This window comes from Pseudomonas sp. GW823-FHT01D03 (genome assembly GCF_058798255.1).
Window position 1 is genome coordinate 3,526,488 of the sequence record NZ_JBXAKK010000001.1, and the last position, 26,148, is coordinate 3,552,635.

Annotated in this window: 21 protein-coding genes; 11 read left to right on the forward strand and 10 right to left on the reverse strand. The window is 62.3% G+C overall.

Going from position 1 to position 26,148, the window contains the following annotated elements; genetic code table 11:
- Positions 1 to 54: 54 nt before the first annotated feature.
- From AC1RBR_RS15190 to AC1RBR_RS15215, 6 genes are read left to right on the forward strand one after another with little or no spacing between them, the layout of a single operon-like run.
- A complete protein-coding gene (locus AC1RBR_RS15190; protein WP_003218556.1) occupies positions 55 to 1,014 on the forward strand; it encodes an AAA family ATPase in 960 nt (319 codons plus the stop codon).
- 5 nt (positions 1,015 to 1,019) lie between these two features.
- A complete protein-coding gene (locus AC1RBR_RS15195) occupies positions 1,020 to 1,964 on the forward strand; it encodes a DUF58 domain-containing protein (RefSeq protein WP_027613096.1) in 945 nt (314 codons plus the stop codon).
- A complete protein-coding gene (locus AC1RBR_RS15200; protein ID WP_007968588.1) occupies positions 1,961 to 2,458 on the forward strand; it encodes a DUF4381 domain-containing protein in 498 nt (165 codons plus the stop codon). The genes AC1RBR_RS15195 and AC1RBR_RS15200 overlap by 4 nt, the downstream gene beginning before the upstream one ends.
- Complete coding sequence (locus AC1RBR_RS15205; protein ID WP_253150503.1) at positions 2,451 to 3,530, forward strand: vWA domain-containing protein; 1,080 nt, start codon at positions 2,451 to 2,453, stop codon at positions 3,528 to 3,530. Before AC1RBR_RS15200 ends, AC1RBR_RS15205 begins: the two co-directional genes overlap by 8 nt.
- Positions 3,527 to 5,263 carry a tetratricopeptide repeat protein gene (locus tag AC1RBR_RS15210; RefSeq protein ID WP_492565296.1) on the forward strand — a complete coding sequence of 579 codons (1,737 nt, stop codon included), beginning with the start codon at positions 3,527 to 3,529 and terminating at the stop codon, positions 5,261 to 5,263. The genes AC1RBR_RS15205 and AC1RBR_RS15210 overlap by 4 nt, the downstream gene beginning before the upstream one ends.
- Positions 5,260 to 6,897 carry a BatD family protein gene (locus AC1RBR_RS15215; RefSeq protein ID WP_492565298.1) on the forward strand — a complete coding sequence of 546 codons (1,638 nt, stop codon included), beginning with the start codon at positions 5,260 to 5,262 and terminating at the stop codon, positions 6,895 to 6,897. Before AC1RBR_RS15210 ends, AC1RBR_RS15215 begins: the two co-directional genes overlap by 4 nt.
- A gap of 89 nt (positions 6,898 to 6,986) precedes the next feature.
- Here AC1RBR_RS15215 and AC1RBR_RS15220 read toward each other — a convergent pair whose 3' ends face one another.
- The gene (locus AC1RBR_RS15220; protein WP_492565299.1) at positions 6,987 to 7,799 is read right to left on the reverse strand and encodes an RCC1 domain-containing protein; all 813 of its coding nucleotides are present in this window, start codon (positions 7,797 to 7,799) and stop codon (positions 6,987 to 6,989) included.
- An 82-nt stretch (positions 7,800 to 7,881) separates the two neighbouring features.
- On the reverse strand, positions 7,882 to 10,611 hold the full coding sequence (locus tag AC1RBR_RS15225) for a hypothetical protein (RefSeq protein ID WP_492565300.1): 2,730 nt from the start codon (positions 10,609 to 10,611) through the stop codon (positions 7,882 to 7,884).
- 242 nt (positions 10,612 to 10,853) lie between these two features.
- On the opposite strand from AC1RBR_RS15225, the gene AC1RBR_RS15230 reads away from it, so the two are divergent.
- The 3 genes from AC1RBR_RS15230 to AC1RBR_RS15240 are packed head-to-tail and all read left to right on the forward strand — an operon-like array spanning position 10,854 to position 16,317.
- On the forward strand, positions 10,854 to 12,098 hold the full coding sequence (locus AC1RBR_RS15230) for an exonuclease SbcCD subunit D C-terminal domain-containing protein (RefSeq protein ID WP_492565302.1): 1,245 nt from the start codon (positions 10,854 to 10,856) through the stop codon (positions 12,096 to 12,098).
- Positions 12,095 to 15,736, forward strand: a complete 3,642-nt coding sequence (locus AC1RBR_RS15235; protein WP_492565304.1) for an AAA family ATPase — start codon at positions 12,095 to 12,097, stop codon at positions 15,734 to 15,736. The genes AC1RBR_RS15230 and AC1RBR_RS15235 overlap by 4 nt, the downstream gene beginning before the upstream one ends.
- Positions 15,733 to 16,317, forward strand: a complete 585-nt coding sequence (locus tag AC1RBR_RS15240) for a glutathione S-transferase (RefSeq protein ID WP_492565306.1) — start codon at positions 15,733 to 15,735, stop codon at positions 16,315 to 16,317. Before AC1RBR_RS15235 ends, AC1RBR_RS15240 begins: the two co-directional genes overlap by 4 nt.
- Before the next feature lie 160 nt (positions 16,318 to 16,477).
- Here AC1RBR_RS15240 and AC1RBR_RS15245 read toward each other — a convergent pair whose 3' ends face one another.
- The 8 genes from AC1RBR_RS15245 to AC1RBR_RS15280 form a co-directional block, all read right to left on the reverse strand.
- Positions 16,478 to 16,735: a hypothetical protein gene (locus AC1RBR_RS15245; RefSeq protein WP_492565307.1), complete on the reverse strand. Its 258-nt coding sequence runs from the start codon at positions 16,733 to 16,735 to the stop codon at positions 16,478 to 16,480.
- The gene (locus tag AC1RBR_RS15250; protein ID WP_095136379.1) at positions 16,732 to 16,941 is read right to left on the reverse strand and encodes a hypothetical protein; all 210 of its coding nucleotides are present in this window, start codon (positions 16,939 to 16,941) and stop codon (positions 16,732 to 16,734) included. Before AC1RBR_RS15250 ends, AC1RBR_RS15245 begins: the two co-directional genes overlap by 4 nt.
- Positions 16,942 to 17,201: 260 nt before the next feature.
- Positions 17,202 to 17,381 (reverse strand): hypothetical protein, encoded by a 180-nt coding sequence (locus AC1RBR_RS15255; protein ID WP_095136380.1) that lies wholly within the window; start codon positions 17,379 to 17,381, stop codon positions 17,202 to 17,204.
- 157 nt (positions 17,382 to 17,538) lie between these two features.
- Positions 17,539 to 18,714, reverse strand: coding sequence for a lactonase family protein (locus AC1RBR_RS15260; RefSeq protein WP_492565309.1), 1,176 nt, complete (start codon positions 18,712 to 18,714; stop codon positions 17,539 to 17,541).
- Positions 18,711 to 19,010, reverse strand: a complete 300-nt coding sequence (locus AC1RBR_RS15265) for a DUF5629 family protein (protein WP_492565311.1) — start codon at positions 19,008 to 19,010, stop codon at positions 18,711 to 18,713. The genes AC1RBR_RS15260 and AC1RBR_RS15265 overlap by 4 nt, the downstream gene beginning before the upstream one ends.
- 167 nt (positions 19,011 to 19,177) lie before the next feature.
- Entirely contained in the window at positions 19,178 to 20,758 is a 1,581-nt protein-coding gene (locus tag AC1RBR_RS15270) for an aldehyde dehydrogenase (NADP(+)) (RefSeq protein ID WP_492565312.1), read from the reverse strand.
- Positions 20,759 to 20,767: 9 nt separating this feature from the next.
- Entirely contained in the window at positions 20,768 to 21,760 is a 993-nt protein-coding gene (araD1, locus tag AC1RBR_RS15275; RefSeq protein ID WP_492565314.1) for an AraD1 family protein, read from the reverse strand.
- Positions 21,761 to 21,918: 158 nt separating this feature from the next.
- Positions 21,919 to 23,241 carry an MFS transporter gene (locus AC1RBR_RS15280; protein ID WP_204896339.1) on the reverse strand — a complete coding sequence of 441 codons (1,323 nt, stop codon included), beginning with the start codon at positions 23,239 to 23,241 and terminating at the stop codon, positions 21,919 to 21,921.
- Between the two features lie 194 nt (positions 23,242 to 23,435).
- On the opposite strand from AC1RBR_RS15280, the gene AC1RBR_RS15285 reads away from it, so the two are divergent.
- Entirely contained in the window at positions 23,436 to 25,172 is a 1,737-nt protein-coding gene (locus AC1RBR_RS15285; protein ID WP_027613081.1) for an IlvD/Edd family dehydratase, read from the forward strand.
- A 186-nt stretch (positions 25,173 to 25,358) separates the two neighbouring features.
- The gene (locus AC1RBR_RS15290) at positions 25,359 to 26,078 is read left to right on the forward strand and encodes a FadR/GntR family transcriptional regulator (protein WP_007917986.1); all 720 of its coding nucleotides are present in this window, start codon (positions 25,359 to 25,361) and stop codon (positions 26,076 to 26,078) included.
- Positions 26,079 to 26,148: the final 70 nt, after the last annotated feature.

Here is a 26,148-nt window from a genome sequence, read left to right on the forward strand (position 1 = left end):
CAGCCCCGGCGTTATCCGAACGCCTGCGGCCACCCTTTCCAGGAACAGTCACCGATGGAACATCGTGAAGCGCTGCTGGCGCTGCGAACCTTTCTTTCAACGCAGATTCTCGGCCAGGAAAAACTCATCGAGCGTTTGCTCATCGCCCTGCTCGCCGACGGCCATATGCTGGTCGAGGGCGCTCCGGGTCTGGCCAAGACCAAAGCGATCAAAGAACTCGCCGAGGGCATCGAAGCCCAGTTCCATCGCATCCAGTTCACCCCGGACCTGCTGCCGGCCGACATCACCGGCACCGAGATCTATCGCCCGGAAACCGGCAGTTTCGTGTTCCAGCAAGGACCGATCTTCCACAACCTGGTGCTGGCGGACGAAATCAACCGCGCCCCGGCCAAGGTGCAATCGGCGCTGCTCGAAGCCATGGCTGAACGGCAGGTCAGCGTCGGGCGCAGCACTTACGAGCTGTCGCCGCTGTTTCTGGTGATGGCGACACAAAACCCGATCGAGCAGGAAGGTACCTACCCGTTGCCCGAAGCCCAGCTCGACCGTTTCCTGATGCACGTGAAAATCGGTTTCCCGGACGCCGCCGTCGAACGCCGGATCCTGCAACAGGCCCGTGGCGAAGCGCTAAATGGTGAAACCAAACCGGAACGCCGGGTCAGCCAGCAGGCGATTTTCGCCGCGCGCAAGGAAATCCTCGGTCTGTACATGGCCGACGCCGTGGAGGAATACCTGGTGCAACTGGTCATGGCCACGCGCACCCCGGCCAAGTTCGACCCGGAAATGGCCGAGTGGATCGCCTATGGCGCCAGCCCGCGCGGCTCGATCGCCCTCGACCGCTGCGCCCGGGCTCACGCCTGGCTGGCCGGTCGCGACTTCGTCAGCCCGGAAGACATTCAGGCCGTGCTGTTCGACGTGTTGCGGCATCGCATCATTCTGTCGTTTGAAGCCGAAGCCGCCGGCATCGACCAGGATCGGGTGGTGCAGCGGATTCTCGACGTCGTAGCCGTCGCTTGACCCCCATGAACGCCCCCCTGCCGTCCGAACCGGGCATCCGCATCAGCCTCACCGATCTGATCGAGATGCGCCACCGTGTGCGCGAAGTGCAGCTGTTTTCCACGCCGAGCCAGCGCAGCCCGCTGATCGGCCTGCATCACTCGAAATTCCGTGGTCGCGGGGTCGACTTCGATCAGGTGCGGGTCTATCAGGCCGGCGACGACGTGCGCACCATCGACTGGCGCGTGACCGCGCGCACCCAGGAGCCGCACACCAAGCTGTTCCATGAAGAACGCGAGCGACCGATTTTCATCATGGTCGAGCAAAGTACGCGGCTGTTTTTCGGCTCCGGGCTGATGTTTAAGTCGGTGCTCGCGGCGCAAGCAGCGGCGCTGATCGGCTGGGCGGCGCTGGGGCACAATGATCGGGTTGGCGGGCTGGTGTTCGGCGACAACGAGCACTACGAAATCAAACCGCGCCGTAGCAAGCAGAGCCTGCTGCAGTTGCTCAACCGTCTGGTCAAGGTCAATCAGTCGCTGCATAGCGAACGCGAGCCGGATCGCGACGCCCTCGGCGTGGCACTGCGCCGAGCGCGTGAGGTGTTGCGTCCAGGCAGTCTGGTGATCGTGATCTGCGACGAGCGCGCGCTGTCCGACAGCGCCGAGCAGCAACTGAGCCTGCTATCGCGGCATTGCGATCTGTTGTTGTTGCCGCTGTCCGATCCGCTGGATCACGCGCTGCCTGCCGCCGGGCTGCTGAGATTCGCGGAAAGAGGTGCACAACTGGAACTCGACACCCTCAATTTCGAGCTGCGCCAGACCTATCGCGCCCAAGCCGAAGCCCGTATCGCCCGTTGGGAATTGCTCGCGCAAAAACTGCGGGTGTTGTTGATGCCGTTGAGCACGCAAAGCGAGATGGTCGAGCAAATGCGCGAGTTCCTCAATCCGCAGCGTCCGGGGAGCAGTCGATGAACGGCCTCGAACAACTGCAACCGCTGATTTCCCCGCCGCCGATCGACTTCTGGCCGCCTGCGCCGGGCTGGTGGCTGCTGCTGTTATTGCTGCCGCTGCTGGGCTTCGCCGTGTGGCGTTTGCGCCGGTTCATTCCGACCAGGAAACGCCCGATCGTGCGCGCCGAACAGCCGCTCGATCCGGTGCGCATCGCCGCACTGGCCGAACTGGCGCAGATGCCCAAACCCTACGATGGCGCACCGGCCGGGGCCTGGCTGCAGCAGCTCAACGGCCTGCTCAAACGCCTGTGCCGCAACCACTACCCCTACAGCCAGAGCCACACGCTCAATGGCCGCAAATGGCTGGCGTTTCTCGACAACCGTTGCCCGGCCGCCGGCCTGACGCGCTGGATGGTGCTGGTCGAAGGCGCCTACAAACCCGAATGCAAACTCGACGACAAAGCCATCGCCGGCCTGACCCAAGCCGTCGACACCTGGATTCGCAAGCATGTTTGAGTTCGCCTGGCCGTGGATCTTCGTGCTGCTGCCGCTGCCGTGGCTGATGCGTCTGGTGTTGCCGGTGGCCGACAGCGGCGAGCCGGCGCTGCGCGTGAGTTTCCTCTCCGACCTCGAAGGTCTGGCGCGGCGACGGGCCCGCGCCAACCTGCCAGCGTGGCGCCAGCAAGCGCCGTTCCTGCTGCTGTGGCTGTTGCTGCTGAGCGCCGCCGCACGTCCGCAATGGCTCGGCGACCCGTTGCCGATTGCCGCCAGCGGCCGCGATCTGCTGGTGGCGGTGGACGTGTCCGGCTCGATGGATTTCCCCGACATGCAGTGGCAGGACGAAGACGTCAGTCGCTTGTCGCTGGTCCAGCATCTGCTCGGCGATTTCCTTGAAAGCCGTGATGGCGACCGCGTTGGTCTGATCCTGTTCGGCAGTCAGGCCTATCTGCAGGCACCTCTGACGTTCGACCGCCATACCGTGCGCGTCTGGCTCGATGAAGCGCGCATCGGCATCGCCGGCAAGAACACCGCCATCGGCGATGCGATCGGTCTGGCGTTGAAGCGCCTGCGCATGCGTCCGGCGCAAAGCCGGGTATTGATTCTGGTCACCGACGGCGCCAACAACGGCGGCGAAATCGATCCGCTGACCGCAGCAAAACTGGCCGCCAGCGAAGGGGTGAAAATCTACCCGATCGGCATCGGCGCCGACCCCGAAGACAGTGGCAGCACCGGCCTGCTCGGGGTCAATCCGAGCCTGGACCTCGACGAGCCGGCCCTCAAGGCCATCGCCAACGCCACCGGCGGCCAATACTTCCGCGCCCGCGACGGCAAAGAGCTGCAAGCGATCCGGGACACCCTCGATCAACTCGAACCGGTGACCCAGCAACCGACCCAGGCGCGCCCGGCGCAAGCCTTGTATCAGTGGCCGCTGGCCTTTGCCCTGCTGCTGAGCCTGTTGCTGGTCGCCCGCGAATTGTGGCCGGACAACCCGCTGCAACGCCTGTTCACCAAGGAGCTGTATCTGCAAAGTCCGTTGCCTGACTGGCGCGAGCGTCTGAAGCGCCTGCGTCTGCGGAGGCGCCGATGATCGCGCTCTGGCCGCACTGGTTCCGCCCTTGGTGGCTGCTGCTCCTGCCGCTGCTGGGCTGGCTGATCTGGCAACTCTGGCACCGGCAGAAACGCGCCGGACGCTGGCAAATGATTCTGCCGCCGGCGTTCCATGCGACGCTGCTCAGCGGAGGCAATGGGCGCACCAGCAAACTGCCGTGGGTCGCCCTCGGCGTGGCGTGGCTGCTGACCATCGTCGCCCTGCTCGGGCCCAGTTGGGAACGCGTCGAACAGACCAGCCAGAAACCTGCCGATCCATTGGTGGTGGTGCTGGAGCTGACCCCGGAAATGCTCGCCACCGACTCGCCGCCAACGCGACTGGAACAGGCCCGGCGCAAGCTGTTTGACTTGTTGCAGGCACGCAGCGATGCGCAGACCGCGATCGTCGTCTACGCCGGCAGCGCGCACACGCTGGTGCCGCTGTCGGATGACTTGGCGACCAGTCGCAATCTGCTCGACGCCCTCAAGCCGTCGCTGATGCCGGAAAGCGGTCACCGCGCTGATCTCGGCGTGAGCAAAGCATTGGCCTTGCTCAAGCAGGGTGCGCTCGGTCAGGGACGGATTCTGCTGATCGGCTCCTCGCTGACCGAAGAAGAACGCCAAGGCATCCGCCGCGCCCTCGGCGAGCAATCGGCGCAACTGCTGATGCTCGGCATCGGCACCGCTGAAGGCGCGCCGATTGCCCAGGAGGACGGCAGTTTCCTCAAGGACGAACAGGGCGCGATCCGCGTGCCGCAACTCGACAGTCCCAGCCTTGGCGCATTCCTCGCCAGTGTCGGCGGCGAGTACCACAGTGCGCGGCTGGACGAGACCGATTTGCGCGCCCTCGGCCTGCTCGATGGCCCGCGCAGCCTGCGCGACGATGGCCAGACCGTGCGCCTCGACACTTGGGCCGATCAGGGTTACTGGCTGTTGTTGCCGCTATTGCTGCTGGCCGCCTGTGCCGGACGGCGTGGCTGGTTGTTCTGCCTGCCATTGCTGCTGTGCCTGCCGCAGCCGAGCTACGCTTTTGACTTCGAAGACCTGTGGCTGCGCCCCGACCAACAGGGCCTGCACTTACTCAAGCAGAAACGCCCGGCCGAGGCTGCCGAGCACTTCGAAGATCATCAGTGGCAAGGGGTGGCGTTGTACGAGGCCGGCGATTACAGTGGCGCCGCTCAGCGTTTCGCCGAAGGCAGCGATGCCCACGCCCACTACAATCGTGGCAACGCGCTAGCAAAAAGTGGTGAGCTGGAAGCGGCGATCGATGCCTATGAACAGGCGCTGGAACTGCAACCGGATTTGCGCCCGGCGCTGACCAACAAGGCCCTGGTGGAAAACCTGCTCAAACAGAAGAACACCCCGCCACCGGTCGAGCCGCAGCCACAACCGGCGCAGCCGAACGTGCCCGGCGATGAACCACCGCCAGCGACCACGCCGCCACCTGCGGTGAAAAGTGACACCCCGAGCGAGGCTCAGCCCGGCGAGTCGGCCAGCGAATCGCCACCGACCACCCCGCCGCAACCGGGCCCCGATGAAGTGCCGGGCAGCGATGAAGCGGAAGAAACCGACACCGTGCCTACGCTGCGCCCGAGCGAGGACAACCTCGAAGGCGAGCAACGTCAGGCACTGGAACAATGGCTGGGCAAGATCCCGGACGATCCGGGCGAACTGTTGCGACGCAAATTCTGGTACGAACAGCAACAACATCAGGATCAGGAAAAAACTCGATGACCCGTTTCACCGCTCTCTTGCTGCCCCTGCTGCTCTGCACGGCCACCGCCCAGGCGGCCGAGCTGACGGCCAGCGTGGATCGCAGTCGCCTGAACTCCGGCGAGACGGTCGAACTCACTCTTGAAACCAGTGATGTCACGCAGTTCGGCAAACCCGACCTGACCCCGCTGGAACCGCTGTTCGAGGTGCGCGGCACACGTCAGGTCAACCAGTTGAACACCCTCAATGGCGACAGCCGCGCCACCACCCGCTGGATCATCACCCTGCTGCCGAAAGAGAACGGCAGCGTGGTCATTCCGCCGCTGCAACTGGGTGAGGTGCAGAGCCAGCCGATTACCGTGCAAGTAGTCGAGAGCGACAGCCGCGAAGAGAAGAACAACCTGGACCCGGTGTTCATCGAGGCCAGCCTCGACCAGTCCAGCGTTTACGTGCAGGCCCAGGCGATTCTGACCCTGCGCATTTACCACTCGGTGTCGCTGTACGACGACAGCAGCCTGACCCCGCTGCAAATCGCCGACGCGCGCATCGAGCAACTGGGCGATACACGCACTTACGAGAAAGACATCAACGGCGTGCGCCATGGCGTGATCGAGATGCGCTATGCGATCTATCCGCAGCACAGCGGCTTGCTGACCATCGCCCCGCAGACCTTCAGCGCCACGCTGGTCGACACTCAGCCCGCTCAGGACGCGACCGCGCAGGGCCCGAAACCCGGCAAGCTGCTGCGCGTCAGTTCCTCAGAGATTCCGCTGACGGTCAAACCGAAACCGCTGACCTACCCGGCCGATGCGCCGTGGCTGCCCGCGCGCAGCCTGAGCCTGAGCGAAAGCTGGAACCCCGAGCCGGATCACCTTCAGGTCGGCGATTCCCTGACCCGCAGCCTGACGCTGAAGGCCGAAGGCCTGGCCAGTTCGCAGCTCCCGGCCCTGCCCGCCACAGAGGCCAACGGCCTGCGCCGTTACCCGGATCAACCGGTGCTGAGCAACCAGAGCGGCGAGCGCGGCCTGATCGGCAGCCGTGAAGAACGCGAAGCGCTGGTGCCCAGCCGCAGCGGCAGCATCGAACTGCCGACCGTCGACGTAATCTGGTGGAACACCTTCGAAGATCATCTGGAACACACCAGCCTGCCGGCGCGCACCCTGCAAGTGGCCAATAACCCGAGCCTGCAGGTCGACACCCCGACCGGCAACCTGCAACCGGGCACCGTCGATAACGATGTGCTGTGGTGGTGGAAACTCAGCACCCTGATCCTCGCCTGCACCACCCTGCTCGGCTTCGGCCTGTGGTGGCGTGCGCGCTGGCAACCGGCGGTGCATCGCGCCGCCCAAACCGGGCCGAGCCCGCGCACATTGCTGGACGACATCAAACGGGCGTGTCAGGCCAACGATCCGCAAGCGACCCGGCAGGCACTCGATGCGTGGGCGCGGCAGCAGCCGGAGACTTTGGCAGATATGGCGGCGCGGTTTGTGCCGTTGTCGGATGCGCTGGATGGGCTCAATGGCGCGCTGTACAGCGAGACCGGGCAGCATTGGCAAGGTGAGGATTTGTGGCGGGCGATTCGTACCATTCCGGCGGCGGAGCGGGTGCAGGATCCGGTGGGTGACAGCGGGTTGCCGCCGCTTTATCCGAAGTAAAAGATCCAAAGATCGCAGCCTGCGGCAGCTCCTACAGGGATCACGTGTAGGAGCTGCCGCAGGTTGCGATCTTTCAGGCATTGAAGGTGTTATGACGTTTGTTGGCTTTCTGCCGCTTCAAGCAGTCGCGTCTCACGCATTCCCAAACCACGGGACAGCGCTGTGGCTTCGTAGAAGATTTTGCCGTTGAGCTGGTCGGCGACGGCATCGCTGTTACCGCCGGCCGGGCCACGGCCCCAGGTCACGACTTCGCCGCTGGAGGTCAGCGCGGCGAAGGCGTGGGTGTTGCCATAAATGGCGCGGACGTTAACCAGTCTGGCCGCAATGGCATCCGGGATTTCACCACCTCGATCAGCAGTCCCCCAGGCTACAACGGTGCCGTTGGCGCGCAATGCGGCAAAAGCAACGTACCCGCAGACCACCTGTACGATGTCAGTCAGTAATGCGACCGGTGTTGGGATTGCCTGACGTCCCCATCCCACGACACGCCCGCTGCCGAGCAGTGCGACGAATGATCCATTGTTACCCGTTACCGTGCGGATGTCTGTCAATAAGGCGATCGGCTCAGGAACGCTTGCGCCAGCTGAAGGATACCCCCAAGCAACAACGCTTCCATTGCTGCGTCGTGCGGCAAAGGCTGCTTCCGTCCCACTCAGTTCCACAATGTCTGTAAGCAGTTTGATCCTGCCAGGCACGGATCCCCCGTAACCGTAGTCTCCCCATGCAACTACAGCACCATTGGCACGCAGGGCTGCAAAGGCGTAGCCGGTAGCGACTACATCAACAACGTCAATCAATGCCGCGATGGCCGCAGGCACATTACCTCCATGGGTTTGGTGCCCCCAAGCCACCACCGAACCATTAGCCCGAAGCGCAGCAAAGGCGTAGAGGTTGCCAATCACTCTGACGACATCCCTCAGTGCAGCTACCGGCTCTGGAAGTGCTGCACCCCAAGTAGGGCTTCCCCACGCCACCAGACTCCCATCACGACGTAGCGCGACAAACGCATAACCGTTGCCGCTTACCGCTACGATATCCCGCAAAGGACTGATAGGTTCCGACACCTCTCCCCCGTTTCCACTCAGCCCCCAAGCCACCACTGGCCTGACGTGCCGCAAAGGCATAACCGCAAGCACTCAGCGATATGGCATCGGAAATGGCCGGTAACGAATCGCCCAGATCCCCACCACGGGCAGGCTTACCCCATGCCACCAGGGCTCCACGTTCGGTCCGTGCCGCAAAGGCCGCATTGTTTGCTCCCTCGCCGGATATAAAATTCCCGTTCCCGCACAGGTTCTGCGGATTGATCGTCACCTGATCATCACTGATCCGCACATGCAGCAGCCGGTCCGGTCGGGTGTCACGGAATGTCGTGCCACTGACCTCGCCCTCCTCGCCGTTATACCGCCACCAGGCCTTGACCGGCTGCCGGGTGGTTGCATCCAGCGCTGTCAACCACGCAGTCCCGCCGCCATACATCTGGTAATTACCCCGCGAGCGCGCGCCCATCACCAGCAAGCGTCCCGTCCCCAGCGAAGCACGCACGTCATAAACCGCCACCCGCGAATACTGGCGACCACCGGTCTGACGCACCACGGTGCAATCCAGCGAGATCTCCCGCCCGACATTGGCCAACACCACCGACTGCGGCACGCTGATCAGTTTGTCGCGCCCCGCTTCTCCGCTCTCCACGCGAAACGGCACGATGGCGGTACCGCCTCCGGCAACGCCGATCCAGCGGATCTCGCCGCTGTCGCCCACCCTCAGGCCATACGCCGCAGCCAGACGCACGGTTGCACCTACCGCTGGCACCGCGCTCGCATCAATCTGGTCGCCGCGCGCGTCGTCAATTGAGGGCGGATCGAAATCCAGCAGGGCATTGCCGACCCGCAAGGTCAGTGGAAAGGAGTAACCCAGAGTCTTGCCGTCACGCACGATGAAATAGTCGATGACAATCCGGCGATTGAGGTTGTTGGTCACAAACTGTTTCGGCACCGTGAACGGCACTTCATTACCCGCAGTTTGCGCTGTAAGACGCAGTGAGCCACTGGTGCTGCCGTTACCGCCCGTACCGCGCCAGCGATAATTCACCAGGTCTTCGGGCAGTGTCTGCAGATACGGCACAATCAATTTACAGCCCAGCGGCGGGACGGCTTCCGGATCGATCAACGACGTGCCAGGCACAGCCTCTTCCACGCGCGGCGTCACGAACAGCGGTTGCACTTCGCCCACCTGCATCTCGAACGGCAACGACTCGCGCACGTTGAGTGTCGCCTCATCATCATTGGCGACGGTATAGAAAACCGAGACCTGCAAGCCGTCGAAACGCTGGATCTCCGCGTTCGAGACATTGCGCAACACCGGCTCGTCATCCGGCACATCGCCAACCGGGCGCGGGTCTTCGTAATAGACGATGGCGCCGCCGGGACGCGTGGCCTCCCAGATCAGCGTCAACAGGTCACTGGCGGCGCGTCCCGCAAACCATGGAATGCGCACGGTGGCCCAGCGTTCGTCCGGGTTCAGCGTACCGGTAGGGGCTTCGTCCACCGTAGGAGACGGCAGTCGGAAGGTCTCCCCCGTCACCGAGATACCGACGGTCTTGGACGGCCGATCGGCCACGCCCGTTCGCTTGAGTATGTAGGAGACACTGGCCCGGCCTTTGGCAATGGCTCGTACCTTGTCGTTCGGCACTGTGAACGGCAGCGCAAGACCGACTCGTGTCACCGGCAGCTCTACTGGGCCATGGTTGATCGGTGCGCCCTCGGCGTTGGTTCCTCGCCAGGTCAAGGCGACGACATCCTGCTCCTGGAAGATGCCAGCGGGGGTATTGACCAGAACGTTCACGTCGTCATCGTTCAATTCGTCGAGGTCGATTTCGTAGGTCTGCGGATCGGCCTCCAGCACGATAGGCGCATCGAGACGATTTCCTTTCAGATCCACCACGACTCGGGTTGGCGCCGACCACAGGGAACGTGGATCGGGATAGTTGCCACACTCATCGATCACCTGGTACATCACCATCACCCCGGCGCTGTCGCCCGCCTCCTCGATCAGTGCTTGATCGATGGTCACGACCAGCGGGCTGTAGTCAGGGTCGTGAGGGTCGCCAATATGTTTTTGCTCGACAAGGACGTTTTTCTCTACGCTGCCCCACGCCACTTTTACACGGTCGTTGATACGCATGAAGGGGTACGGCAGGATCGTGATCGGCACACCCGCCGCAGCCTCCCCGGGGCCGACGCCGTTGTCGATGATGCTTTGGAGAATGTGGTAGCGCAGGTTCTGGTTGCCGGGCGTTGACTGGTCGTCATCGAAGCCGCCGGGGCGATCCAGTTTGACGAAGAACCTTTGCAGCGGTGTTGACTCAGGTTCCTGAAACGGCCGGGTCACTCGATAAAAAACCGGATAGGCCTCACCTCTGCGGATATGCCCCTCATCGATAACCCCTTTGATGAGTTCGTTTTCATCTTCCGGCTCGATGTCTTTACTCCAGACCGGCGCCTGCAGGTCGCCCCAGAACACCTCAAGCAGATCACCCGCCTCCATGACCAGCCAGGGAGGAACCAGAAATTCGACGCCGCCCTCCACGGCGGCCAGCGGCAAACCACCGTCATAGCCCTGCACGGGAGTCTTGAGTTTGGTGATCCTTATGGGCTTGAGCGCGTTCACACCTGGATCAGAAGACGTAGAGGCTGATGGTGATTGCGTTTTCATACAAGCAACTCCTCAAGTGACAGAAAGCCCCGGCCTGACGCCTTGGCGACTGCGGTATCCCATCACCCGATGCGGCCGGCCAGCTACTGTCAGATCTGACAGTAGCGACAGACGGCATCCGCCACGACCTCCTGATCTCTCAAGCCTTTGGGCAAGTCCGTCCGTTTGCCAGTAAACTCCTCCCTCTTTAGCCGCCCATCATTTCCCCGCGGCCATCACCTGTTTATGTAGCGGAGTCCACCTTGCGTCTGTTTCACACCTCCGACTGGCACCTTGGGCAAAACCTGCACGGCCAGGAGCGCGATTTCGAGCATGCGTGCTTTCTGGAATGGCTGCTGCGCCAACTGCAACTGGCACAGCCGGATGTGCTGCTGATTGCCGGGGACATCTTTGACACGGTCAATCCGCCGGTCAAAGCCCAGGAACGCCTCTACGACTTCATCGTCAGCGCCCACGAGCAGCAGCCGTTGCTGACCATCGTGATGATTGCCGGCAACCACGATTCCGGCTCGCGCATCGAACTACCCGCGCCGTTGATGCGCCGCTTGCGCACCCATGCGCTGGGGCGGGTGTTGTGGCTGGATGACGGCCAGCTCGACGCCGAACGGCTGTTGCTGCCGCTGCCGAATGCCCAAGGCGAGATCGCCGCGTGGTGCCTGGCGCTGCCGTTCCTGCGTCCGGCTGAAGTGACCGGTGCGCATCTGGGCGACAACTATCTGCGCGGTATCGGTCAGGTGCATGAGTGGCTGATCGAAGCGGCGAATGCCAAGCGCCAGCCGGGTCAGGCGCTGGTCGCCATCAGTCACGCGCACATGGCTGGCGGCTCGGTCTCGGAAGACTCCGAGCGCAGCCTGATCATCGGTAACGCTGAAGCGCTGCCCGCCAGCCTGTTCGGGCCGAGCATCAGCTACGTCGCCCTCGGCCATTTGCACAAGCCGCAGAAGGTCAACGGTGAAGAACGCATTCGCTACAGCGGCTCGCCGATTCCGCTGTCGTTTTCGGAAATCGGTTATCAGCACCAGATTCTCGACGTCACCCTCGACGGCGAAACCCTGATCAGCGTCGAACCGAAACTGATCCCGCGCTCGGTCAACCTGCAACGCATTGGCCCGGCACCGCTGGCCGAAATCCTGCTGCAACTGGCCGACCTGCCGAACATCGACCTGCTCGCCGAAACCCAGCGCCAGCCATGGCTGGAAGTGCGCGTAACCCTCGATGAGCCGCAGCCGGATCTGCGCCATCAGGTGGAAAACGCTCTGCAAGGCAAAGCCGTGCGTCTGGTGCGGATCGCCGCCGAGTACGCCGGCAACCGTGGCGCCGATGGCAGCGACGACAGCAGCGCGCTGGTCGAACTGGATCAACTCACTCCGCAAGAACTGTTCAGTCGCGCCTGGCTCGACAACTATGGCAACGAGGTCGATGAGCAGACGCTGAAGGACTTCGCCGAACTGCTGCAGGACGTACAGATGGAGGGCGAGCAGCCATGAAGATTCTCGCCATTCGCTTGAAGAACCTCGCCTCGCTGGCCGGGCCGTTCGAAATCGACTTCACCGCCGAACCACTGGCCAGTGCTGGCCTGTTCGCGATCACCGGGCCGACCGGCGCCGGTAAAAGTACCCTGCTCGATGCCCTGTGCCTGGCGCTGTTCGGCGCCGTGCCGCGGCTGAACAACACTGGCCGTGACGCCAAGGTTCCGGATGCGGACGGCGAAATCGCCACCGGCGACCCGCGCACCTTGCTGCGCCGTGGGACCGGTGAAGGTTACGCGGAAGTGGATTTTGTCGGCGTCGATGGCCGCCGTTACCGTGCGCGTTGGGAAGCCAACCGTGCCCGCGAGAAGGCTGGCGGCAAATTGCAGGCCAGCCGGCAGAGCCTGCGCGACATCGATCAGGATCAACTGCTCGCCAGCCAGAAAGGCGAATACAAGACCCAACTCGAAGCCGCGCTGGGCCTGAATTTCGAACAATTCACCCGCGCCGTGCTGCTGGCCCAGAGTGAGTTCAGCGCGTTCCTCAAGGCCGACGACAACGACCGCAGCGAACTGCTGGAAAAACTCACCGACACCGCTCTCTACACCCGCCTCGGGCGCCGCGCGTTCGACAAGACCAAAGAGGCCCGCGAAGCGCACAAGCTGCTGCAGGATCAGGCCACCGGCGTCACTCCACTGGCCCCCGAAGCCCGCGCCGAACTGGATGAGCGTTTCAACGCTGCCCAGCAACAGCTGAAGTTGCAGCAAGCGCAGCTCAAGCAACTGGAACAACAGCACAGCTGGCTCAAGGATTTGCGCCAGTTGCAGGACGCGCAGCAAGCGGCTGCCGAACAACTGTCCAGTGCGCAGCAACAGTGGGAAAGCCTGGCCGGCGAGCGCCTGAGGCTAACGCGCCTGGAACAACTCGCCCCGCAACGGCACCAATTCGCGCGCAAGACTGAACTCGATGCGCAGCTGACGCCGCTGGCCGCACAAATTGCCGCGCACACCGAGCAACACGGCGAACTCAATGAGCGTCAGACGCAACTGGAGCAGGCACTCGATGCCGCAAAAATCGCCCTGACCGAAGCGCAGCAACAGCACAGCGAAAGCGCCCCGCTGCTGCGTCAGGCATTCGAGGAGCAAAGCACCCTCGCCCGTCTCGCCAAGGACACCGCACTCAGCGCCGAGGCCCGCCAGTCCGCCGAGCAAGCCTGCACCGAAGGCCAGAGCGCGATTCAGGCCTTGCAGGCGAAACAGGCCGAAGTCGCTGAACGCCTGCAGAAAATCGCCGCCGAGCTGGAGCAGAGTGCGGATCTGGCGCCGCTCAGCGACGCATGGAATGCCTATCGCGATCGCCTGCAACAGCTGATGCTGATCGGCAATCGCCTGAACCAGGGCCAAGCCGAACTGGCGACCCTCGAACAGAACGCCGCGCACAGCGCCGACGCGTTGGCTACGCAAAAACAGCAGTTGGAAGTGCTGTTCAAAGAGGCCGGCGCCGAGCCGGATGCCGTCGCCGAGCAGATCGGCATCCTTGGCACTCTGTTACAGGACAACCGCAAACAGCTGCGCGCCATCGAAGACCTGACACGGCTCTGGGCCAGTCAGCAGGAGCTGGAAAAACGCGGCGCCGAGCTGCAACAGCGCTTGCTCGATGCACAGCAGGAACGCGAGCGCCTGACCCAGGACGGAGTGAAAACCAAGGCCGAACTCACCGTCGCCGAACAAACCCTTAACGTCACCCGAGAACTGCTCGAACGCCAGCGTCTGGCGCGCAGTGCCAGTGTCGAAGAGCTGCGCGCGCAGTTGCAGGACGATCAGCCGTGCCCGGTCTGTGGCAGCAACGAGCATCCGTATCATCAGCCGGAAGCGCTGCTGCAAAGCCTCGGCCGGCACGATGAATCCGAGCAGGCCAACGCGCAGCAAGCGGTGGATCAGCTCAAGGAAAAACTCACCGAGCTGCGCGCCGACGTCGGGGGCGTGATCGCCCGGCAGAAAGAGCTGTTGCAACAGCAGGAGCAATTGACCGCCCAGCTTCAGGCACTGGCGCCAAGTCTGCAGGCGCATCCGCTGGCGCCTCAGTTGCTGAATCAGGACGCCGACAAGCGCGACGCCTGGCTGACCCGGCAGAACGATCAACTGAATCAGAGCATCACTCAGGACGAACAACGCCAGAGCGCCCTGCTCACCCTGCAACAGGATGCCGCGCGTCTGACCCAGCAATTGCGTAACGCCGAAACCGCGCACCAGCAAGCGGCGCAGCACCTGAGCAATCAACATCGCGAACTGAGCAGCGACCGTCAGCGTCTCGACGAGGAACTGACCACGTTCGCCAACTTGTTGCCGGCCGACACCCTCGAAGCCTTGCGCATCGAGCCGGCGGCAACCTTCATGCATCTGGATCGGCAGATTGCCGAGCGCCTGGCGCAGGTCGAGCAGCAAAAGGAAGAGTTGGCCGAACAGCAGCAGCGCCAGCAGACGCTGGAGAAGGAACAGGATCGCCAGCTCAGCCGCGTCCAGCAGCTGCAAAGCGCCGAGCAGCAATTCAGTGCACTGGCCGTGCAGCAACAAGCCAGTCAGGAAAAACTCGCGCAACTGCTGGGCGAACACAGCAGCGCCGAGCACTGGCAGCAGCAACTGGAACAGGCTGTGGATCAGGCGCGCAACGCCGAAACCAGGACCGCTGCGGAACTACAGAGCGTGCGTACGCAACTTGTGCAAATTGGCGCCGAACTCAAGGCTCAGCAAGAACGCTTGCAGGCGCTGCAAAACGAAGACAGCGAACTGACGCAGAAGATTGCCGACTGGCGCGCACGCCATCCTGAGCTGGATGACGGCGGCCTCGAAGACCTGCTGCGCGTCGATGACACGCAGCTCAGCGAACTGCGCCAGCGCTTGCAGCACAACGAAAAAGCCATCGAACAGGCCAAGGTGTTGCTGCAGGAACGGGATCAGCGCTTGGCCGATCATCAGGCGCAGCACAACGGCAATCTCGATGCCGAGCAACTCGCCAGCGCCCTCGCCGAGCTGCAGAACCAGTTCAACCTCAGCGAGCAACAGTGCGCCGAACTGCGCGCCGAACAGGCTGAAGATCAGCGCCGGCAGAATGCCAACCAGGCACTCGCGCAGCAGATCGCCGACGCCTATGCCGAGTACCAGCGCTGGGCGCGTTTGAATGCGTTGATCGGCTCGGCCACCGGCGACACCTTCCGCAAGATCGCCCAGGCCTACAACCTCGACCTGCTGGTGCATCACGCCAACGTGCAGTTGCGCCAACTGGTCAAACGCTATCGCTTGAAACGCGGTGGCAGCATGCTCGGCCTGCTGGTGATGGATACCGAGATGGGCGACGAATTGCGCTCGGTACATTCGCTGTCCGGCGGCGAGACTTTCCTGGTGTCGCTGGCCCTTGCACTGGGGCTGGCATCGATGGCCTCCAGCACGCTGAAAATCGAATCGCTGTTCATCGACGAAGGCTTCGGCAGCCTCGACCCGGAATCGCTGCAACTGGCGATGGACGCCCTCGACGGTTTGCAGGCGCAGGGTCGCAAGGTCGCAGTGATTTCCCACGTGCAGGAAATGCACGAACGGATTCCGGTGCAGATTCAGGTGCAACGCCAGGGCAACGGCTTGAGCACCCTGGAGGTGAAATGAACACGCTGTACTCGTTCCGCCGCTGCCCGTACGCAATGCGCGCGCGGATGGCCCTGCGATATTCCGAGGTGGTGGTGGAGATCATCGAAGTCAGCCTCAAGGCCAAGCCGGCCGCGATGCTGGCGATCTCGCCCAAAGGCACGGTGCCGGTGCTGGATGCCAATGGGCAGGTGATCGATGAGAGCCTGGAGATCATGCGCTGGGCGTTGGCGCAGCATGATCCGGATGACTGGCTGCTCGGCGGTGATTCACGGATTGCCGAGTTGATCGAGGCTAACGATCAGGGGTTCAAGGTGCTTTTGAACCGCTATAAATATGCCGAGCGTTATCCCGAGCAGCCGATGGAAGTTTATCGGGCTGAGGGCGCGTTGTTTCTGCAGAGGCTGGATGGGTTGCTTGAAGGTCGGGATTATTTGCTGAGTGATCATCCGTGTCTTGCGGATATAGCGTTGCTGCCGTTCGTTCGGCAGTTTGCGCATGTGGATCGCGAGTGGTTTGCGCAGACGCCTTATGTGCGGTTGCAAGCGTGGTTGCAGCGCTTGCTCGAATCCGAGCTGTTCACCTCAATCATGAAGAAATAACTTTCTCTTCTTGCTTGCCGAACACCTGTGGCGAGGGAGCTTGCTCCCGCTGGGTTGCGAAGCAGCCCCAAATGCGGCGATCCCCTATTTCTGATGATCCGTGTTGAATGGATTTGCGACTGCTGCGCAGCCGAGCGGGAGCAAGCTCCCTCGCCACAGGTTATGCAAGAGCATTGCACATGCCGAGTGCCATGCAATCCACTTCAAACGGCCCAAGAAAGTCGACCTCAGCCTTGATCGGCGGATTACCGGCCATCAACGCCAGTGAATTGGCCCGTTCGATGTTGTGCGCAATGCTGTGATTGGCCTCTATGGCCCGCGCCAGCGCACCCACCGAACCCTGACCGAAGCCGAGTAACGCCGCGCCATTGGTCATCAGTGCCAGGCTGGCGATGACCCATAGTCTGTAGCCTTTCATGCGCCGCCCACTCCTGCGAGTTCAGCGCGATCAACCAGCACGTCTGCGCGGTGTTCGAACTGGATGCCGGGGTGTGCGACTTCGATCGGTGCGTCGAAGCTGTGTTGGGTTTGCGCGGCGATGCTGACAAACAGCACCAGGGCCAGGTAAAGACCGATGGCCAGGTAGGCGCCGCGCTTGGCTGAGGTGATGATTGAACTGGCCATGATGTGCTCCGTGGGCATGTTTCAGTGCCGTCAGGATCAATCAAAAAAGCCGCGGTAACCACTCAGGGTTTGCCATAGTAAACATCAGCTTGGTTGATTATTTAGGCCTTCTATCTCAGCGTTGGGGAAAACCTATCGAGCCGAGATTTTTGATCACGCATACGTGTAGGAGCTGCCGAAGGCTGCGATCTTTTGACTTTCAAGATCAAAAGATCGCAGCCTTCGGCAGCTCCTACAGGGAGTTGTTCGAAGCGGGCATTTCAGTGTTGGGCTTTGTGATCCAGTGCGGCGTAGAAGTTGGCGCTCTGTTGCAGGTATTTCTGGGTGTAGCTCTGGGTGTGGGATTTTTTGCCGGCGATTTCGGCGTTGGCACTGGCTGGCAATGCAACGGTGGCGGAGATGGCGGAAGCGGCGATGACAGAGAAAAGATTGAAGTTCATGGCGGTAACCCTCGTGTTCGGTTGGCTTGCTTTGCCCGGTTGGGCCGTGAAGCAAACTTAACGCTCGAGGGTTGATCGCTTGAAATGCTTTGTAGCATTACCGGATATCAGCGCGATTAATACAACGAGACAGGCCCCGAATACCGGGGCCTGTGGCTTATTGTCGCACTAGAAACTTCAGGTCGCTGGGGGCGTCCATCGGCAGTTTTTGCACGGTTTTGCCGAGCAGACCGGTCTTGGCATCGCGCTCGACGACGACAATTTCGTTGCTCTTCTGGTTGGCGATCAGCAGAAACTTGCCACTCGGATCAAGGCTGAACTCACGCGGGTGATCACCTTCCACCGAACGCTTTTGCAGTTCTTTAAGCTGGCCGGTCGCCGGATCGATGCCGAACACCAGCAACTGATTGGCAGTGCCGCGGTTGCTGACGTAGAGGAACTTGCCATCGGCTGACGCATGCAGCGCGGCAGCGGCTTTGTCCGAGGTCGGCTGACCGGCAGCCAGATCGACCATTTGCGTCTGCGTCAGCACGCCGTCGTGGTAGTCGAACACCGCGACCTGTGCGCTCATTTCCATGGTCAGCCAGGCATGCTTGCCGTCAGCACTGAACAGCAAATGACGCGGGCCGCTGCCGGCCGGCAGGCTCACCGAAGCGGTTTTTGCCGGGGTCAGCGGCAGGTCTGGATTGGCTTTCGGGTCGAATTTGTAAATGAAGACCTTGTCCGCCCCGAGGTCATTGGAGAACACGTAGCGGCCATCCGGCGAGGACACCGTGGAGTGCACGTGATTCGAGGCCTGACGCTCCGGATTGACCCGGCTCGCCGGGTGCGCGCTCATCTGCACCACCGGTTTGAGTTTGCCATCGGCGCCGACCGGCAACACCGCCAGGGTGCCACCCGGATCTTCGACCACCGAATAGTTGCTGACGAACAGATGGCTGGCATCGCCGCTGAGGCTCGAATGGGTCGGCTCGTTGCCCAGGCTCTGCACTTGGTTGATCAAGGTCAGAGTGTGGGTCTTCGGATCGATCGAGTAGCTGCTGACGCGGCCGACCGGATCTTTCTGGCCGGGGCCGTTTTCGTTGACCACGAACAGCTGCTTCTGGTCTTTGGACAGGGTCAGCCACGACGGGTTTTCGCTCTCCACCACTTGCAGCGGCTGGACGGCAATCTGGCCGGTGGCGCTGTCGAAGCTCATTCGATAGATGCCTTGGCTGGTGCCCGCGGTGTAGGAGCCGACCAGCAATTGATAGGTCTCGGCACTGGCACTGGAAAGGCCCATGGCACCGACGCTGCCGGCCATCAACAGCGGCCAGAATTTACGCATGTTCATTGATTGTCATCCTCGTCATCGCTGCTGACTACATCACCGAGGCAGACCAGACGGTGCTCGCCGGTGGTTTTGGTATCGTTGGCGTAGCCAATGATGAGCCAGCTCTGCAGGTCTTCATCAAACGTTGCTGCGTCAACCTGAGCCGGCGTGAATTCCCAATGCTTGGCCTCTCGGCCGTCGATGCATTCGATGTGCAGGTTGTCGTCATCGTCGAGGGCGAACTCGAAAGCATGCAGGCCGTCGATTTCGACCATGCCGCAGTGTTCGAGGGCGTTGAGAAGGGTTTGGGCAGTCATGGCAAACAGTCTTTCTAGGGGGGAAAGGGCCAATGATAGCTCATTGTCGCTGGAGATCCCTGTGGGAGCGGGCTTGCTCGCGAAAGCGGTGTGTCAGGCAATGAATCACTGACTGAAAGAATGCCTTCGCGAGCAAGCCCGCTCCCACAGGGGGTGTGCGGCGCGATTTACAACGCGTCGCGGGACGGCTTGCCGTCGACCAGGCGCTGAATGCGCAACGGATTGCCATTCTTCAGCGGTTCCGGCAGCAAGCTGTCGGGGTAGTTCTGGAAGCACACCGGGCGCAGGAAACGATCAATCGCCAACGTCCCCACCGAGGTGCCGCGCGCATCCGATGTCGCCGGATACGGTCCGCCATGCACCATCGAATCGCACACCTCGACCCCGGTCGGATAACCATTGAGCAGGATCCGCCCGACTTTCTGTTCGAGCAGCGGCGTCAGTTCCGGGAAGCCTTCGAAGTCGGCCTGTTCGCCGATCATCGTCGCTGTCAGTTGCCCGTGCAGGCCCTGCAACGCCGCGCTCAGCTCGGCCTTGTCCGCTACCTCGACGATCACCGTGGTCGGGCCGAACACTTCTTCCTGCAGCACTTCATCACCGTTGACCAACAGGCTGACATCGGCCTTGAACAGTTGTGGCTGCGCCTGGTTACCCTGCTGCGGATTACCCGCCAGATGCTCGATGCCGGAATGCGCCAGCAACTTTTTCAGACCTTTGCCGTAACTGCCGAGGGTGCCGGCGTTGAGCATGGTTTGCGCCGGTTGGTCGCCAATCAGCCCGGCGAGTTGCTGGACGAAGGCGCTGAACTGCGGCGAGCGAATACCGATGACCAGTCCCGGATTGGTGCAGAACTGCCCGCAGCCTTGCACCACCGAAGCGGTCAGGTCGCGGGCAATGGTTTCCGAACGCTCGGCCAAGGCTTGCGGCAGAACGATCACCGGGTTGATGCTCGACATCTCGGCAAACACCGGGATCGGTTGCGGCCGCGCCGCTGCCATGTCGCACAGTGCCCGACCGCCCTTCAGCGAACCGGTGAAACCGACCGCCTGAATCGCCGGATGCTTGACCAGCCACTCGCCGACGCCAGCGCCGTAGATCATGTTGAACACACCGGCCGGCATCGCGGTTTTTTCGGCGGCACGAATCAGTGCATCGGCGACAAGTTCAGCGGTAGCCATATGACCCGAGTGCGCCTTGAACACCACCGGGCAACCGGCGGCCAGCGCCGCAGCGGTATCGCCACCGGCCGTAGAAAACGCCAGCGGAAAGTTGCTCGCACCGAACACGGCCACCGGGCCGAGGCCGATGTGGTACTGGCGCAGATCAGGGCGTGGCAACGGCTGGCGATCCGGCAACGGCAGGTCGATCCGCGCGCCGTAGAAATCACCGCGCCGCAGGACTTTGGCGAACAGGCGCATCTGCCCGCTGGTGCGCCCGCGCTCGCCCTGAATCCGCCCCGCCGGTAGTGCGGTTTCACGGCAGACCAGCGCGACGAAATCATCACCCAAGGCATCCAGCTCATCGGCAATCGCGTCGAGAAACTGTGCGCGGCGCTCGGCGCTCAGGCTGCGAAAGGCCGGGTACGCTGCGGCGGCGGCTTTGGCGGCGGCATCGACTTCGGCTTCAGTCGCTTGAATGAAAGCGTACGGCAGCTGTTCGCCGGTGGTCGCGTCGACGCTTTGCAGTTTCACATTGCCCGCTGCGCTGCGCTGTCCGCCGATGTAGTTGTGGCCGAGAATCTGAGTCATGGGAGCTCCTTAAAGGGTACCGATGCTGTCCGGTTGAAAAGCCGCTGCTGCCGGGGCGATGCCGTTGACCAGCGGGGCGCCGAATTCGGCCTGGCTGATTTCAAACTGGTCGCCCGGTTGGGTGCGAATGCCATCGGCGAACGACAGGGTCGCGGTGCCGAAGAAGTGAATGTGCACGTCGCCCGGACGCAGGAACTGGCGATATTTGAAGTGGTGGTATTCAAGGTTGGCGAGGCTGTGGCACATGTTGGCCTCGCCGCTGAGGAATTCGTTTTGCCACAGCACCTCGCCGTTACGCAGGATGCGACTGCTGCCGGCCAGATGCTGCGGCAATTCGCCGGTGCGCAGTTCCGGGCCGTAACTGCAACTGCGCAGTTTCGAGTGAGCCAGGTACAGGTAGTTCTTGCGTTCCATGACGTGATCGGAGAACTCATTGCCCACCGCGAAACCGAGGCGATACGGTTTGCCGTCGTGGCCAATGACGTAGAGCCCGGCCATTTCCGGTTCCTCGCCGGCGTCTTCGGCAAACGGTGGCAACGGGAACGCCTCGCCCGGACGCACGACGATGCTGCCGTCGCCCTTGTAGAACCACTCCGGCTGCACGCCCGCCTGCCCCGCCGCCGGTTTGCCGCCCTCCACGCCCCATTTGAAGATGCGCATGGTATCGGTCATTTGCGCTTCGTCGCCGGCCTGCTGGTGCATCTTGTCCCGCGCCGAGGCGCTGCCCAGGTGCGTGAGGCCGGTGCCGCTGACCAGCAAGTGCGCCGGATCGGGATGGTCCAGCGGCGGCAGGATGCGCAAGTCTTTGAGCAATTGCGCATAGTCATGACTGATGCCCAGGCCATGGGTTTGTACTTGCTGCTCCAGGGTGCTGCCGGCCTCAATCGCGGCCAGCGCGAGATCGCGTACGCTGCGGGCGTCCTGCACTTCGCGGATCAGCCCGTTGTCGACCACGCCAACGCGGCGCTCGCCGTTGATCAATTCGAATTGAACCAGATGCATATGTCCTCTCCTGTAAACCAGTCTTGAATTCGGCGCCGATCCATTGTGGGAGCGGGCTTGCTCGCGAAAGCGGTGTGTCATTCAACGATGATGGTGGCTGACCCACCGCATTCGCGAGCAAGCCCGCTCCCACATGGGCTCCATGTTGTTCTGCAGATTCAGGTTCGGGTGGCGCCGCGTGCACTGGCGGCGAACTGCTCGACCGGCAGCACATGTTTACGCTCAAGCACCCGGTAAACGATTGCTGTAAGAATCAAACCGAATACCATCACCCCACTGAGGAAATACAGCCCCGAAGCCAGGTTCCCGGTGTATTCCTTCAACGCGCCGATCACGAACGGCCCGATGTAGCCGCCGAGGTTGCCCACCGAGTTGATCAAGGCAATCCCCGCCGCCGCGCTCGCCCCAGCGAAGAATCGTCCCGGCAAGGTCCAGAACACCGCCGTGCAGGAAAACAGCGCAAACGCCACCAGGCACAGCGCCGCCAGTTGCGCCACCGGCAGGGTCAGCCACGCGCTGAAGAACAAGCCCAGCGCACCCAATACATAGAGCACCGCCAGGTGGCCGTAGCGATCGTTCATGCGGTCGGAGCTGCGCGGCACGATCAGCAGGCCGACGATGCCGAAGATGTACGGTACCGACGAGACGAAACCGGTCACCAGATCGCTGCCGCCGAACTGTTTGATCAATGTCGGCAACCATAGGCCGAGGCCGTAAATGCTCAGGGTCACCGGCAGATAGAACAGCGCCAGCAGCAACACGCGTTTGTCCTTGAGTGCATGCAGCGGGTTGCCGTGACGGGTCTGGCCGTATTCCTGCAAATCCTTTTTCAGCTCGCCGGTCAGCCAGTCTTTCTCGGCCTGATCCATCCATTGCACTTGCTGCGGGCCGTCCGGCAGCCAGCGCAGTACCGGCCAGGTCAGCAGGATCGCCGGGGTGCCGATGACGATGAACAGCCACTGCCAGCCGTGCAGACCGAGGATGCCGTCCATACCGAGCAAGCCGCCGGACACCGGGCCGGTGATCATCATCGCGATCGGTTGCGAGAGGATGAACAGGCCGAGGATCTTGCCGCGATGGCGTACCGGGAACCATTGGGTGATGTAGTACAGAACGCCGGGGAAAAAACCCGCCTCCGCGGCGCCGAGCAGAAAGCGCATGACGTAGAAACTGTGCGGGCCCTGGACGAACGCCATGCCGATGGTGATCGCGCCCCAAGTGATCATGATCCGCGCGAACCAGCGCCGCGCACCGAAGCGCTCGAGCATCAGGTTGCTGGGGATTTCGAGAAGAAAGTAGCCAATGAAAAACAGCCCGGCACCGAGACCATAGGCCGCATCACCGATGCCAATGTCGGCACCCATGTGCAGCTTGGCGAAGCCGACGGCGGAGCGATCCACATAGGCGATCAGGTACAGCAGGATCAGGAAGGGAATCAGTTTCAGCGTGATGCGGCGGATCAGCCGCAGTTCCTGGCTCATGGGGTCGGTCTCCGATTGTTGTTTTTATAGAACCTCGGGGGACGCCTCTCGCGGAACACCGCCAGGGCCAATCCCTCCGTCGAAAACGACTATATAGTAATACTAATTACCCAACAACACTTCCAAACCGTCGATTTTGCGCTTATGTTTAGCCGTGACTCGTAAACAATAGTCTTACAATAAGAGAACAGATCATGTCTGAGAAGAAACCCACCCTGCGCTCGGCCCAATGGTTTGGCACTGCCGACAAGAACGGCTTCATGTACCGCAGCTGGATGAAGAATCAGGGCATCGCCGACCACCAGTTTCATGGCAAGCCGATCATCGGCATCTGCAACACCTGGTCGGAACTGACCCCGTGCAACGCGCATTTCCGCCAGATCGCGGAGCACGTCAAACGCGGAGTGATCGAGGCCGGTGGCTTTCCGGTGGAATTCCCGGTGTTCTCCAACGGCGAGTCGAACCTGCGCCCGACCGCCATGCTCACCCGCAACCTGGCGAGCATGGACGTCGAAGAGGCGATTCGCGGCAATCCGATTGACGGCGTGGTGCTGCTGACCGGCTGCGACAAGACCACCCCGGCATTGCTGATGGGCGCGGCCAGTTGCGACGTGCCGGCGATCGTCGTCACCGGCGGGCCGATGCTCAACGGCAAGCACAAGGGCAAGGACATCGGCTCGGGCACGGTGGTCTGGCAGCTCAGCGAGCAGGTCAAGGCCGGCACCATCACCATCGACGACTTCCTCGCGGCCGAGGGCGGCATGTCGCGCTCGGCGGGTACCTGCAACACCATGGGCACCGCGTCGACCATGGCTTGCATGGCCGAAGCACTGGGCACATCCCTGCCGCACAACGCGGCGATCCCGGCAGTCGATGCGCGACGTTACGTGTTGGCGCACATGTCCGGCATGCGCGCGGTGGAGATGGTTCGCGAAGACTTGCGCCTGTCGAAGATCCTGACCAAGGAAGCCTTTGAAAACGCCATTCGGGTCAACGCGGCTATTGGCGGTTCGACCAACGCGGTCATTCACCTGAAAGCCATCGCCGGGCGCATCGGCGTCGAGCTGGATCTGGACGACTGGACCCGCATCGGGCGCGGCATGCCGACCATTGTCGACCTGCAACCGTCCGGGCGCTTTCTGATGGAAGAGTTTTACTACGCCGGTGGTTTGCCGGCGGTGCTGCGCCGTCTCGGCGAGGCCAATCTGATCCCCAATCCGAATGCGCTGACCGTCAACGGTAAATCGCTGGGCGAGAACACCAAGGACGCGCCGATCTATGGCGAGGACGAAGTGATCCGCACCCTCGACAATCCGATCCGCGCTGACGGTGGCATCTGCGTGCTGCGCGGCAATTTGGCGCCGCTGGGTGCGGTGCTCAAGCCGTCCGCCGCTACGCCTGAGCTCATGCAACATCGCGGTCGTGCGGTGGTGTTCGAGAACTTCGACATGTACAAGGCGCGGATCAATGATCCGGAACTGGATGTCGATAAAGATTCGATTCTGGTGATGAAGAACTGCGGGCCGAAGGGTTATCCGGGCATGGCCGAGGTGGGCAACATGGGCCTGCCAGCCAAGCTGCTGGCTCAAGGCGTGACCGATATGGTGCGCATCTCCGACGCGCGGATGAGCGGCACCGCGTACGGCACGGTGGTTTTGCACGTCGCCCCGGAAGCGGCGGCCGGCGGGCCGTTGGCGGTGGTGCAGGAAGGCGACTGGATCGAGCTGGATTGCGCCAGCGGGCGTTTGCATCTGGATATTCCGGATGCCGAACTGGCAGCGCGCATGGCGGATCTGCAGCCACCGCAGCAATTGTTGGTGGGCGGCTATCGTCAGCTGTACATCGACCATGTGCTGCAGGCGGACCAGGGTTGTGATTTCGACTTCCTGGTGGGTTGCCGAGGGGCCGAAGTCCCGCGTCATTCTCACTGACCCCGCAGATCTACTGTAGGAGTGAGCCTGCTCGCGATAGCGGTCCGCCAGTTGGTACACATGCTGACTGACACACCGCCATCGCGAGCAGGCTCACTCCTACATTTGCTATGCATCAGCCTCAAGATCGCCGCACGCCTGCTATGATGCGCGGCATCTCCATCGCTCAGGATCGCGCCGTTCCCCATGGATTACCGCAAACCTTCCGATCGCAAAAGCATGCACTCGCGCATTGTCCAGGAACTGGGCATGCAGATCGTCTCCGGACGCTTTTTGCCCGACGACAAACTGCCCGCCGAAGCGCTGTTGTGCGAGGAATACGCGGTCAGCCGGCCGGTGTTGCGCGAAGCCACGCGAGTGCTGGTGGCCAAGGGGCTGGTGTATTCCAAACCGCGCGTCGGCACAGTGGTCAAGGCCCGCCGCGAGTGGCACATGCTCGACCCGGATGTGCTGCACTGGCTGATGCAAAGCAGCCCGCAGAATGAATTCTTCAATGTGCTGACCAGTGTGCGCAGCATCATCGAACCGGCCGCCGCCGCCCTCGCCGCCCAGCACGCGACCGAGGCTGACATCGCGGCCATCGGCGAAGCCTATCAACGCATGGAAGCAGCGCCGACGCCGGAAGCCTTGCTGCAACCGGATCTGGACTTCCACAGCCGCATCGCCGACGCGACCCACAATGATCTGCTGGCGAACCTGTGCAACATGCTTTCGGTGGCGATTGCCGAGGCGTTGAAGCATTCCAACCAGCGCCCGAATCTGCATGAACTGGCGCTGCCGAGGCACAAGGCGATTCTTACGGCGATCGAGAACCGTGATGCGCTGGGTGCAAGGCATGCAACGCTGGTGCAGCTGGATGATGCGCGCAGTGCGCTTAGCGTCGTGCTAGGCACCGAGCTCTCCTGACACACCACAATTCCCCTTGTAGGAGTGAGCCTGCTCGCGATAGCGGTGTGTCATTCCGTGATTCTCTACC

Coding starts and splice junctions, on each gene's coding strand:
- AC1RBR_RS15190 (WP_003218556.1), top strand. CDS start 55: ATGGAACATCGTGAAGCGCTGCTGGCGCTGCGAACCTTTCTTTCAACG.
- AC1RBR_RS15195 (WP_027613096.1), top strand. CDS start 1,020: ATGAACGCCCCCCTGCCGTCCGAACCGGGCATCCGCATCAGCCTCACC.
- AC1RBR_RS15200 (WP_007968588.1), top strand. CDS start 1,961: ATGAACGGCCTCGAACAACTGCAACCGCTGATTTCCCCGCCGCCGATC.
- AC1RBR_RS15205 (WP_253150503.1), top strand. CDS start 2,451: ATGTTTGAGTTCGCCTGGCCGTGGATCTTCGTGCTGCTGCCGCTGCCG.
- AC1RBR_RS15210 (WP_492565296.1), top strand. CDS start 3,527: ATGATCGCGCTCTGGCCGCACTGGTTCCGCCCTTGGTGGCTGCTGCTC.
- AC1RBR_RS15215 (WP_492565298.1), top strand. CDS start 5,260: ATGACCCGTTTCACCGCTCTCTTGCTGCCCCTGCTGCTCTGCACGGCC.
- AC1RBR_RS15225 (WP_492565300.1), bottom strand. CDS start 10,611: ATGAAAACGCAATCACCATCAGCCTCTACGTCTTCTGATCCAGGTGTG.
- AC1RBR_RS15235 (WP_492565304.1), top strand. CDS start 12,095: ATGAAGATTCTCGCCATTCGCTTGAAGAACCTCGCCTCGCTGGCCGGG.
- AC1RBR_RS15240 (WP_492565306.1), top strand. CDS start 15,733: ATGAACACGCTGTACTCGTTCCGCCGCTGCCCGTACGCAATGCGCGCG.
- AC1RBR_RS15245 (WP_492565307.1), bottom strand. CDS start 16,735: ATGAAAGGCTACAGACTATGGGTCATCGCCAGCCTGGCACTGATGACC.
- AC1RBR_RS15250 (WP_095136379.1), bottom strand. CDS start 16,941: ATGGCCAGTTCAATCATCACCTCAGCCAAGCGCGGCGCCTACCTGGCC.
- AC1RBR_RS15255 (WP_095136380.1), bottom strand. CDS start 17,381: ATGAACTTCAATCTTTTCTCTGTCATCGCCGCTTCCGCCATCTCCGCC.
- AC1RBR_RS15260 (WP_492565309.1), bottom strand. CDS start 18,714: ATGAACATGCGTAAATTCTGGCCGCTGTTGATGGCCGGCAGCGTCGGT.
- AC1RBR_RS15265 (WP_492565311.1), bottom strand. CDS start 19,010: ATGACTGCCCAAACCCTTCTCAACGCCCTCGAACACTGCGGCATGGTC.
- AC1RBR_RS15270 (WP_492565312.1), bottom strand. CDS start 20,758: ATGACTCAGATTCTCGGCCACAACTACATCGGCGGACAGCGCAGCGCA.
- araD1 (WP_492565314.1), bottom strand. CDS start 21,760: ATGCATCTGGTTCAATTCGAATTGATCAACGGCGAGCGCCGCGTTGGC.
- AC1RBR_RS15280 (WP_204896339.1), bottom strand. CDS start 23,241: ATGAGCCAGGAACTGCGGCTGATCCGCCGCATCACGCTGAAACTGATT.
- AC1RBR_RS15285 (WP_027613081.1), top strand. CDS start 23,436: ATGTCTGAGAAGAAACCCACCCTGCGCTCGGCCCAATGGTTTGGCACT.
- AC1RBR_RS15290 (WP_007917986.1), top strand. CDS start 25,359: ATGGATTACCGCAAACCTTCCGATCGCAAAAGCATGCACTCGCGCATT.